11 protein-coding genes are annotated in these 9,619 nt (G+C 42.8%); 8 read left to right on the top strand and 3 right to left on the bottom strand.

The genetic code is table 11. The features are described 5' to 3' along the window. Nucleotides 1–99: 99 nt before the first annotated feature. A complete protein-coding gene (locus AC23P2_RS06005) occupies nucleotides 100–822 on the bottom strand; it encodes a hypothetical protein (protein ID WP_487772348.1) in 723 nt (240 codons plus the stop codon). 341 nt (nucleotides 823–1,163) lie between these two features. Between AC23P2_RS06005 and AC23P2_RS06000 the strand changes: the two genes are divergently transcribed. The 3 genes from AC23P2_RS06000 to AC23P2_RS05990 are packed head-to-tail and all read left to right on the top strand — an operon-like array spanning nucleotide 1,164 to nucleotide 3,144. Further along, nucleotides 1,164–2,300 (top strand): hypothetical protein, encoded by a 1,137-nt coding sequence (locus tag AC23P2_RS06000; protein ID WP_487772347.1) that lies wholly within the window; start codon nucleotides 1,164–1,166, stop codon nucleotides 2,298–2,300. Nucleotides 2,301–2,320: 20 nt separating this feature from the next. Next, entirely contained in the window at nucleotides 2,321–2,737 is a 417-nt protein-coding gene (locus tag AC23P2_RS05995; protein WP_487772346.1) for a DUF1801 domain-containing protein, read from the top strand. Between the two features lie 38 nt (nucleotides 2,738–2,775). After that, nucleotides 2,776–3,144, top strand: a complete 369-nt coding sequence (locus tag AC23P2_RS05990; RefSeq protein ID WP_487772345.1) for a DUF1304 domain-containing protein — start codon at nucleotides 2,776–2,778, stop codon at nucleotides 3,142–3,144. Between the two features lie 8 nt (nucleotides 3,145–3,152). Here AC23P2_RS05990 and AC23P2_RS05985 read toward each other — a convergent pair whose 3' ends face one another. Then, complete coding sequence (locus AC23P2_RS05985) at nucleotides 3,153–4,094, bottom strand: 2-hydroxyacid dehydrogenase (RefSeq protein WP_487772344.1); 942 nt, start codon at nucleotides 4,092–4,094, stop codon at nucleotides 3,153–3,155. Between the two features lie 93 nt (nucleotides 4,095–4,187). Between AC23P2_RS05985 and pdxA the strand changes: the two genes are divergently transcribed. After that, nucleotides 4,188–5,273 carry a 4-hydroxythreonine-4-phosphate dehydrogenase PdxA gene (gene pdxA, locus AC23P2_RS05980; protein WP_487772343.1) on the top strand — a complete coding sequence of 362 codons (1,086 nt, stop codon included), beginning with the start codon at nucleotides 4,188–4,190 and terminating at the stop codon, nucleotides 5,271–5,273. Nucleotides 5,274–5,350: 77 nt separating this feature from the next. Further along, nucleotides 5,351–6,238 (top strand): YicC/YloC family endoribonuclease, encoded by an 888-nt coding sequence (locus AC23P2_RS05975; protein ID WP_487772342.1) that lies wholly within the window; start codon nucleotides 5,351–5,353, stop codon nucleotides 6,236–6,238. Between the two features lie 96 nt (nucleotides 6,239–6,334). Here AC23P2_RS05975 and AC23P2_RS05970 read toward each other — a convergent pair whose 3' ends face one another. Then, nucleotides 6,335–7,498, bottom strand: a complete 1,164-nt coding sequence (locus tag AC23P2_RS05970) for an aminotransferase class V-fold PLP-dependent enzyme (protein WP_487772341.1) — start codon at nucleotides 7,496–7,498, stop codon at nucleotides 6,335–6,337. A gap of 153 nt (nucleotides 7,499–7,651) precedes the next feature. Here AC23P2_RS05970 and AC23P2_RS05965 point away from each other — a divergent pair, with 153 nt between their 5' ends. The 3 genes from AC23P2_RS05965 to AC23P2_RS05955 are packed head-to-tail and all read left to right on the top strand — an operon-like array spanning nucleotide 7,652 to nucleotide 9,596. Further along, a complete protein-coding gene (locus AC23P2_RS05965; RefSeq protein ID WP_487772340.1) occupies nucleotides 7,652–8,533 on the top strand; it encodes a cell division protein FtsX in 882 nt (293 codons plus the stop codon). 31 nt (nucleotides 8,534–8,564) lie between these two features. Next, the gene (locus AC23P2_RS05960) at nucleotides 8,565–8,765 is read left to right on the top strand and encodes a DUF3098 domain-containing protein (protein ID WP_487772339.1); all 201 of its coding nucleotides are present in this window, start codon (nucleotides 8,565–8,567) and stop codon (nucleotides 8,763–8,765) included. 36 nt (nucleotides 8,766–8,801) lie between these two features. Beyond that, nucleotides 8,802–9,596 carry an undecaprenyl-diphosphate phosphatase gene (locus AC23P2_RS05955; protein WP_487772338.1) on the top strand — a complete coding sequence of 265 codons (795 nt, stop codon included), beginning with the start codon at nucleotides 8,802–8,804 and terminating at the stop codon, nucleotides 9,594–9,596. The last annotated feature ends 23 nt before the right edge of the window (nucleotides 9,597–9,619 follow it).

Raw genomic sequence — 9,619 nt, 5'->3', positions numbered from 1 at the left:
CGGGTCGGTTCGGTACTATCTTGGTGTTCCCCCCGCGGTTGGGTGTTGTTTTCGCCCCACACCACCCCACAACGGGGGGAGACGGGTAGCCATAAGAATTTATTGATTTAAAAATGTAATGGTACGCGGGCTGATGTCTTCAAATTTCCAGCCCTCAGTTAATCCTGCTGCTTCCAGTGTATTTTTGAGTGGTTCGCTGACAATCTTGAACAATTCTCTTGATATAAAATAATCATAGTATTTAGAAAAGACAAAGTCTTTAATATTTAGTCGTTTCCCTTCTCTTTTTAGCTCAATCCATCTAAGATTAAAACTCTCTTTGTCATAAATTTGTAAGTCTTGTGCAGTCATTATCATACTTTCATGCTCCACTTGGTAATTGCACTTTTCGTATATAATTGGTAATCCTTCACCCAATTGAAAGAGGTAATAATCTAATTTTTTATCTTTATACATCAGTTTAGCAGGGTAAAACTTATGCCGAGGAAGATTGAAAATTGATATTGTTTCTTTAAATCTTTCGGATACCAAAAAACCCCCTCCAAGCGCAAAGACACCATACATGTCTAATCGTATCCAATCAAACTTTTTACGGGAAGAGCCGTCACCTAATATAAAATAATCAAAAACAGGAGTGTTCTCAACAATATGATAATCCTGTATTGTTTTTTCAATAGGAATGTAATTCACGTCACCTTCGTTTGAACCATACGCCATGTATTCCGCGCCTACCATTCCTTTGGGTAAATAAGCACCTGGAAATACTTTGCGTTTTGGATCATTGTCTCGACAAATCCCGTTTATGATTTTATAAAATTTCATAGACAACTAAGTTTTATTTGACCACTATGATGTCCAATATTGTCTTTAAGAGCTAACATCATAATGCTGTTTTCTTCACCCCTAAAATTAAATTTATGGCTGTTTTGTTCGCCCCAATATAACAATTCTTTTAGGTTTGGGACAAAACTTGCACCATTCAAAAGACTTCGAGATAGTACATGATGCAAGGTACACCACACCACTGAGGGCAGAGTTCACATGCCCCGCCTTCCCGTTTGTAGAGCCAAAACAACATTTCGATTCCCTTACTTAACAACTGGTAGAGTCAGGTCGTCCTTCTTTTTCAAAGCCTATAGTTTTGTCGAAAAAAACGTATGCAAATGAAAAAGCTTCTCATAACCACTACGCTTGCCCTGTCGGCTGGTTTGCTAAACTCCCAAACTGTCTTTGCCCAAAAATTTTTACAAAAAATCAAAGAAAAGGCGCAAGCTGCCACCGAAAGTCTCCATGGCTCATCGTCGTCTCGACCCACCAAAGCGCTCTACGAAAAACAACAAGCTAATGCCGCCAAAAACATACTAGAAGCAAAAACCATTGTCAAAGACCCTTACGGCCTTGGTGGCATTTATTACACGCGAGAGCTATTTGTTTGTGGTAGTGAAACCAACAATCTTGACAAAGCTATTGGGAAATTTTTGGTCACTTTTGAAAAAGAAACCAACGCCGTAAAGCTAAAACTCACGCCAAGCTATGAAGCCGAAGGGGTTTCTAGTCTGGTATTGGGTAGAAACGACTATCCTGCTGACTTAGTTTTGAAGGTCAGTTCAGCCATTAAACAACCCCGTTTTGACGCAGCACTCAGCCATGGCGCCTATTATGGATTCTATGCCAAACACACTTTGGTAGAAAATGGGACAGTAGTCAAAGACACGAAAGAAACATTGCGCGATTGTTCGGTGATGCACATTGTGCTTATTGAGCCTGGGATCTTGTTGATGACAAATGGCAGTGGGCTTTATTACATACCAAAAGGAGGACGCACCCCCGAGGATATTGCCAAAGAAAAACTAGACCCCGTGGCGGTACTATATACCAAAGAAAAAGAAAGCAAAGCCAAAAGCTTAACCGACGAGCAGTTGTATGACCTACTCGTTACCCATCAGAAAGCGTTTCAAAAACGGTATGATTTACAAATTGATGGGCAAAAAGAAGCATTCAAAGAAATCGATGCTGCCAATGCGCCCTCATTCAGTGGGAACAGCAAAAGCCCGAGCACAAACAAAGATAAACCCGCAAAAGCTGTTGAAAAAACAATTAGAATTGAATTACAAAACTTAACGTCGGAAGATGTATATTACACCGTGAATGGAATGAGCAAAACGATGCAACGCATTGGCAGTAAATTTATTACGGGAATTACTGTCAAGCCAGGCGTTACCATTGTCACTAAAAATGGCAGGCTTATTGCTACCATTACCGAAAGTACCAAACCAAGTACTCGTTTTAAAATTGAATAATCACGAACTTTTTTGCACTCATGTCAAAAAATAAAACTACCGAAACCAACGCTAGTGTCAGTGACTTCTTAAACGCCGTAAAAGACGAAACCAAACGCGCTGATAGCTTTAAACTTGTCGAACTGTTTGAATCAATTACGGGCTCACCCGCCAAACTTTGGGGGCCAAGCATCGTTGGTTTTGGTAGTTATCATTACAAGTACGAAAGCGGACGTGAAGGAGAAGCCGCTTTGGTGGCTTTTTCTCCACGGGCTGCTGCACTTACAATTTATTTTTCTGCGTCATTTGACCAGCGCGAAGAGCTTTTATCTCAGCTTGGCAAATACAAAACCGAAAAAGGCTGCATCTACATCAAAAAACTCAGCGATGTCAATTTAGATGTATTGGAAGAGTTAATTATCAAACAAATTGAACACACCCAACAACTTTACCGTTAAATGTGGGTAGATTTGTGGGCAGTAAACCCAGTACTTTTATGCAAATTCTTGCCACAATCGCCATCGTCATCGTTGCAGTAGAGCACCTTTACATTTTGTATCTTGAAATGTTTGCGTGGGAAACCCTCGGCAAAAAAACATTCAAAGGCTCATTGCCCGACGAACTCTTCAAACCTACCAAAACACTGGCAGCCAATCAAGGGCTTTATAACGGCTTTTTAGCCGCAGGTCTTTTGTGGAGTTTGACTGTTTCGGAACCCGAATGGAGCAGTAAAATCGCCGTTTTCTTTTTGTCGTGCGTCATTGTAGCAGGAGCATACGGCGCCTTCAGTGCCAGCAAGAAAATATGGTTTGTACAAGGTTTGCCAGCGCTAATCGCCCTTGGTCTCGTACTTTGGTCACACTAAGCATTCATTTAAGTGGTTGCTCCTTCCAAATAAGCCGCAATTTGTTTCACCAATGCTTCATTGATTTTTACGTAGCTTTCTTGGGTCCAGCCAGCGATGTGTGGGGTCAAAACTACCCGATTTGAGTGTATTAAATAATCAAAAGCGGCCTGTTGAGCAGGCGTAAGCGTTTTTAGTTTTTCATTTTCTAAAACATCTAGGCAAGCCCCCCGAATTTTTCCACTTTCCAAGCCTCTCACAACGGCTTCGGTATCCACGATTTCGCCCCGAGCCACGTTCATTAAAAAAAACGGACGAGCAACACCCGAAACAAACTCATCGTTTACCCAATGCCTAGTTTCTTCCGTCAGCGGTACGTGAAAGCTAATTACGTCGGCTTGGTTCATAATTTCGTTGAGGGTTGCTTCTTGCGCGTGGGCATTTCCGTAGTTGGTCAAATACTTATCGTAAGCCAGCACACGACAGCCAAATCCGCTTAACCGCTGGGCCGTAGCACTGCCGTTGAAACCAAAACCAATCAAGCCTACGGTTTTTCCCATCAGTTCAATCCCACGGTTTCCTTCTCGGTCCCAAATGCCTTGGCGCACCTCGCGGTCAGCTTTTACCACATTGGCAAACAACCCCAACAGCATTCCAAGTGCGTGTTCGGCTACGGCATCACGATTACCTTCATTGGCGGCAAAGACCTGAATGTTCCGCCGAGCCGCCGCCTCCAAATCAATCAGATCGAGCCCCGCCCCCGCCCTGGCAATAAAACGCAGCTTAGGAGCTTTTTTTAAAACTTCTTCGTCAATATACGTTTTACTTCTAATGACTAAACCTTCGTATTTGGCAAGGTTTTCGAGAATGTCGGTACGTTTGAATGTAGGTTCATAACAAAAAGATACGCCAAGCGTATTGAGCATATCGAAGAGGGAAGGATGAATGTCGTCGGCAATTAAAATCGTCATATCAAAATGTCAGCGTGAGTCTGGTTACAAAAATAGTGCGCTTTATTCGTAAATTGCGGCACATTGCATAAATCTCATTTATTATTTTGAATCATGAGTGAATTACTTTCTGATAAACCTGTCATTGGAATTACGTTAGGAGACTACAATGGTATTGGCCCTGAAGTCATTCTTAAAGTATTACATGGCAACCAACTTAATCGTATTTGTACGCCTGTCGTATATGGTTCGATGCGTATTTTGAATCGTTATCGTAACCAACTCGAAATGAAGGATTGGAACCTATTTGGGGCGCAAAAAATCGACATGATTAACCCCAAGATGACCAACGTAATTACGTGTTGGCAAGACCCACAAGAGGATATTCAGCCTGGAAAAGTAACGCCCGAAGCGGGCAAAGGAGCCTATGAATCGCTAAAACGCGCCGTTGAAGACATGAAAGAAGGCCACCTCGACGCGATTGTCACGGCGCCTATCAACAAAAACAATATTCAAAACGACGAATTTAACTTCCCTGGGCATACCGAGTACCTTGCCGAAACTTTTGGCGTAAAAGAGCCATTGATGTTTATGGTGAGTGATATTTTGCGGGTGGGCGTTGTTACGGGGCATATCCCGCTTGGCAAAATAGCCGAGAGTATTACCAAAGATAAAATCATGGTACGATTGCAGGCCATGTTAAAGTCGCTGCGGGTTGATTTTGGCATCCGCAAACCACGCATTGCAGTGCTTGGGCTCAACCCCCACGCTGGCGAGGGCGGCTTGCTCGGAAGCGAAGAAAACGAAATTATAGAGCCTCTCATCAAAGAAATGCGCGCCAAAGGGCAGTTGGTTTATGGCCCCTATCCTGCCGATGGTTTTTTTGCGGCTCAGTCGTACCGAAAGTATGATGCTGTTTTGGCCATGTACCACGACCAAGGATTGACGCCTTTCAAAACGATTGCCTTCAATGATGGAATCAATTTTACGGCAGGTTTGCCTATCGTTCGTACCTCGCCCGACCACGGTACGGCTTACGATATTGCGGGCAAAAACATAGCCGACGAAACATCCATGCGACAGGCGATCTTTGCGGCGATTGATATCGTCCGTCAACGCAAAGAACAAGCAGAACTAGAAAAAAATGCGTTGAAAAAGAATCCTGTAGTAGAAAAAATGACTTCGCAGGAAGAGAAATAGTTTTGAATTAGCCAATAAAAAAGCCGACCAAGGCTATTTTCAAATTAGCTAATTCCCAAATTTTCAAATTAAATAAGATGCTCAAATCAATGACGGGCTTTGGGAAAGCCACCATCGAATCTGATACGCTTTCGGTAACTGCCGAAGTCAAATCATTGAATTCTAAATTTTTGGATATATTTTGTCGCATTCCAAGAAATTATTCGGAGCGTGAAATCGAAATCCGCAACCTCATTACGCAGTCGTTGGAACGTGGGAAAGTGGAGTTCAACATGACAGTCACTCCCGTTGGCGACAACAGCGCGGGGACGGTTGTTAACCGAGCATTGGTAAAAGCTTATTTTAAAGATTTGCACCAAACGGCCGAAGAACTTGGCTTTGCCCCAACGCCTACTGAAGTATTGCGGATGGCGCTTCAAATGCCCAATGTTTATTTGGCGGACGCCCCCACCGAAGACCAGCAAGCCGCTGAAACCGTTCAAATTCAACAAGCAGTACTCGAAGCCCTAAAAAAATGCAACGAGTTTCGTCAACAAGAAGGACGCGCACTGGCAAAAGTTTTTCGCACTTCCATTCAAAAAATCGCGGACTTGCTTTTAGAAGTTGAAGAACTTGATAAAACGCGTATTCCTTCAGTTCGGGAAAGGCTTCGTAAAAATGTTCGGGATTTGATTCAAGATGAATCGTTCGATGAAAACCGTTTTGAACAAGAGTTGGTCTATTTTATCGAAAAATTCGACATTTCGGAAGAAAAAGTGCGTCTCAAAAACCACCTTTCTTACTTTATAGAAACCATGGAAAGCCGCGAAAGCAACGGCAAAAAATTAAACTTCATTGCCCAAGAAATTGGTCGCGAAATCAATACAATTGGTTCAAAAGCCAACGATTCTTCGATTCAGCACGTAGTGGTTCAGATGAAAGATGAATTGGAAAAAATCAAAGAGCAAACGGCGAATATTATCTAGTTGCTCAACCAGTTGCTAGACCTTCCAAGTTTTGAAAACTTGGAAGGTCTTTTTTCTTCACCTTCCCGAAAGTCTTGAACTTTCGGGAAGGTTTCTTTACCTCAACGCACCGCGAAGCGCCGCAACCAAAGCCGCCATGTCTTCCTCCGTATTATACAAATGAGGCGACACCCGAATACCTTGTCCACGGGCAGCTACAATCACTTTTCGAGCTGCCAATGCCTGTTGCACTTTCATCACATCAATTCCCGCAGGCAATCGAAGCCCCATCAAATGGTGCGCCCTTTCGGCTTCAGGTTCAAACAATACCCCCAATTCCTCCAGTGCAGGCGTTGAGGTTTGCCATAGCAATTGGCAGTGCGCTTGAATTCGCTCGGTTGTCCATTCCAATTTTTCCCTAAGGGCTACTTCCAGCATCGGCATTTGGATAAAGTGAGAGTGTTCTCCCACATTATAGCGAAACGCCTTGGGGCGATATTCGGCTTGGTAATCCGTCAGTTGGTTAAATAAATTACTTTGCTGTCGGGCCATCCACGTTTCTTCCAGTGGCACGCCATCATCAAAAAAATCGCCAAAATACGCCAACCCCATCGAATAAGGCCCCATCAGCCACTTGTAAGCTACAGCGATAAGCGCATCTGGTTTTACGGCTTGCACATCAAACGCCAACGCTCCCAACGACTGCGTGGCATCTATCGCCAAAAGCGCTCCAAACGATTTTACTTTTTGAGAAATGGATACCAAATCAAACTTTATTCCGTACTGCCAATGCACGTGTGGCACAATGACCAGGGCCGTTTGTTCAGAGATAGTTGCCAAAATTTGTTCGTTCCAAACTTGCCCTACCTTTTCAACCTCGGGCATTGGGATTGTTTTTATGACCAATCCCAACTCCTCGCAGACGCGTTGCCAAGGATAGACATCACTCGGAAATTCGTCTCCCACGAGTAAAATGTGTTGACCAGCCCGCAGCCCTTTCTTTCGGTGTAGGTTTCTGGCAACGATTCCCATGCCGTACGAAACTGACGGAATGATGGCAATCCGTTCACGGTCTTGGGCATTGACAAGTTGGGAAAAAAGTGCTCTAACTCCCCATGCTCCTTCAAAAAAATCATCAGGTCGAATTTGATGAATAGATGGCGTAAAAGCAGAAATAGCGTCGATGCCCGCTTGTTCTACCGCTTTAGAAAAAGGTCCACGAGTGGCGCAGTTGATGAAGTGAACGTCGGGCGGTAAGTTGAATTGAAGTGAAGGTAACATTTAAGTTCTAAATGGTTTTGCCAAATTAAACCAAAATTTGGTTAAAATTCTTTAAAAAAGCCTCACTCGCTTTCTTCCTTGGTTCGTTATCGAAATAAATAGCTATTTTTGCGACGTTCCGTTCAATAAACACAAACCGTACTGTCATTAAGTATGCCTTTAAAAAAGAAAAAAGTCGGTAGCTATCCAAACGCAATGATCATCGCTAGTTTAACAGCGGCGTTGTTTTTGATTGGTTTTTGCGGGTTATTGGTAATGCAGTCCAAAAAACTTATTTCCATTATCAAACAAAACATCGAAGTAAGGGTAATGCTCGACAAAGGTTTGGATTCAAATCAAGTATCGAAGGTGTATAAAGGCATCGTTGCTCGCCCATTTGTTCTTTCGATAGATGGCAAACCACAAGTTACTTTTTTCTCCAAAGACGAGGCTGCCAAGGAATTTATCGCCGACACCAAAGAGGATTTTTCCACTTTTTTAGGCGACAATCCGCTGCATGACAGTTACCGTGTACGTTTGCAAGAAGATTATTTTGAGGACACCAAACTCAAGCAAATCAAGGCCGAGCTTGAAAAAAATGAAGGCGTTTTTGAAGTAGTTTACCAAGAAAATTTGGCAGATCAAATCAACAAAAACCTCACCAAAATTTATTTGATTCTGGCTACATTTGCCGTTATCATGCTCGTTATCATCATCTTGCTCATGAATAACACCATTCGGTTGGCGCTTTATTCGCAGCGGTTTTTGATTCGGAGTATGCAATTGGTAGGCGCAACAAACGGCTTTATTCAGCGTCCGTTTCTCAAAAATGGTGCTGTTCAAGGGCTCATCAGTGGGCTCATTGCCGCAGGTCTAATCGTAGCACTTCAGCAAATTGCCCTTCACCAAATCGAGGGCCTTCAGCTTCTTCAAGAATATGATAAACTTAGCTTTTTGCTCGCTGGCGTAATTATTTTGGGTGCTTTGATTGGCACTGCGAGCACTTTTCAGGCATTGGCTCGTTATTTGCGCATGGCATTAGATGATTTATACTAAACTACCACATTTGATTTTAAATAATATAAGCATGAAAAAGAACGCATTACCTTTTGGAAAGAGTAACCTCACACTCATGATTGTGGGCATCGTCCTTGTACTAGGTGGTTTTGTCCTGATGAGTATGGACTCTGCCGAGTTCGGTTTTGGCACACTCGGACTTACCGTAGGCCCACTCGTGGTAGTGTCTGGCTTTATTGTTGAGTTTTTTGCCATTTTACGTAAGCCCTAATCGGCTTTTTATTTCGTCTTTATTACCATTTAGTAAATGAACCTTCTTCACGCACTTATTTTAGCCATCATTGAGGGCATCACCGAATATTTACCTATTTCATCCACTGGCCACATGATTTTAGGCTCCTCTTTTATGGGGATTGCTTCGGATCCTTTCGTGAAGTTTTTTACAGTGGCTATTCAATTAGGTGCTATTTTGTCAGTTGTAGTTTTGTATTTCAAGCGTTTTTTTAAAAGCATTGACTTCTACATCAAACTATTCGTTGCCTTCATTCCAAGTGCCATTTTTGGTGTTTTATTCAGCGATACCATCGATGCCCTGCTCGAAAGTCCACTCGGAGTAGCCATTTCTTTACTTGTCGGCGGTATCATTCTGTTGTTTGTTGACAAATGGTTTACCAAAGCTTATATCGTTGACACCGACGAAGTTGATTACCTGACAGCGTTGAAAATTGGTTTTTTTCAATGTATTGCCATGGTTCCTGGCGTTTCACGTTCTGGGGCAACCATTGTAGGCGGTATGTCGCAACGACTTTCTCGCAAAGCCGCCGCCGAATTTTCGTTTTTCTTGGCGGTGCCTACCATGTTTGCCGCAACGGCAAAAAAAGCCTATGATTATTATAAATTGGGCTTTGTTCTCAACGAAGAGCAAATCAAGCTTTTGGCCATTGGAAACGTAGTGGCGTTTATTGTTGCCATGTTAGCCATCAAATTCTTTATTGATTTTCTGACCAAATATGGCTTCCGTTTGTTTGGTTGGTATCGCATTATTGTAGGCGGCATTATCCTAGCTTTGCTTTTGGCAGGATATAACTTACAAATAGTTTAAACACAGGTTGCTCTTTGCACCTT

This window comes from Runella sp. R0.1_18 (assembly GCF_057652155.1).
Note: the sequence above shows the minus strand (reverse complement) of the source record. Positions and strands in the feature narration are given on the sequence as shown.